Raw genomic sequence first — 431 nt, forward strand, 5'->3', positions numbered from 1 at the left:
TGGTTCTTGCGGCGGCCGGCACCGATGACCTCGATGCGGTGCAGCGGCGGCACGGCCGCGAACACGCGGCCCGCCTCGACGAGCGGCTTCATGTACCGGTAGAAGAGCGTGAGCAGCAGGGTGCGGATGTGGGCGCCGTCGACGTCCGCGTCCGTCATGAGCACGATCTTGCCGTAGCGCGCGGCCTCGAGGTCGAACGACCGCCCGGAGCCGGCGCCGAGCACCTGGATGATCGCGGTGCACTCGGCGTTGCGGAGCATGTCGCTCACGGACGCCTTCTGCACGTTGAGGATCTTGCCGCGGATGGGCAGGAGGGCCTGGAAGTCGGAGCTGCGCGCGAGGCGCGCGGTGCCGAGCGCGCTGTCCCCCTCGACGATGAACAGCTCGCTGCGCTCGACGTCGTCGCTGCGGCAGTCGACGAGCTTGGCCGG

General features: G+C 70.5%; 1 protein-coding gene. It reads right to left on the minus strand.

All coding sequences use genetic code 11. The annotated features are described in order from the left end of the window. A partial coding sequence (locus G3I78_RS48795) for a toprim domain-containing protein (protein WP_239158492.1) occupies positions 1 to 431 on the minus strand: 431 nt, incomplete at both ends.

This window comes from Streptomyces sp. SID13726, assembly GCF_010548375.1.
Taxonomy (GTDB): Bacteria; Actinomycetota; Actinomycetes; order Streptomycetales; family Streptomycetaceae; genus Streptomyces.